This is a genomic window from Aquitalea palustris (assembly GCF_003693445.1).
Lineage (GTDB): Bacteria > Pseudomonadota > Gammaproteobacteria > Burkholderiales > Chromobacteriaceae > Aquitalea > Aquitalea palustris.
This window is the reverse complement of record NZ_RFAR01000143.1, coordinates 1-445: the sequence shown is the minus strand read 5'-3', so window position 1 is coordinate 445 and position 445 is coordinate 1. Positions and strand designations below refer to the sequence as shown.

The 445-nt window shown below is 49.0% G+C and carries 2 protein-coding genes; both read left to right on the top strand.

The annotated features are described in order from the left end of the window. Nucleotides 1–206, top strand: a 206-nt coding sequence (locus EAY64_RS20030) for a response regulator (protein WP_147456259.1), incomplete at its 5' end; no start/stop codon positions are given. A 51-nt stretch (nucleotides 207–257) separates the two neighbouring features. Further along, nucleotides 258–445, top strand: a 188-nt coding sequence (locus tag EAY64_RS20025) for a response regulator (RefSeq protein ID WP_045848970.1), incomplete at its 3' end; no start/stop codon positions are given.

Sequence of the window (445 nt, the reverse complement as noted above, 5' to 3'; positions counted from 1 at the left end):
CGGAAATGCCGGAAATGGACGGTTATGTGCTGACCAAGTTGATCAAATCCGATGTCCGCTTTAAAGGCATCCCGGTTATCATGCACTCCTCGCTATCCTCCAACGCCAACAAGGCGATGGGTTCCAGCGTGGGTGTCGATGCCTATGTTGCCAAATTCGATCCGGCAATACTGGCTGAAACTTTGATTCCATTCCTGCAGAGGTAACCGTTAAAATCAACGGCTCAATGGAATACCGACATTTCAGGACCTACCCAGATGCCAGATAAAAACATGCGATTCCTCGTTGTGGACGATTTCTCGACCATGAGAAGAATTGTTCGCAACCTGCTGAAAGAGTTGGGCTTCACCAACGTGGATGAAGCCGAAGACGGCCAGGTTGCCTTGCACAAGCTGAAAACGCAGCATTTCGACTTTATTGTTTCCGACTGGAACATGCCGAACAT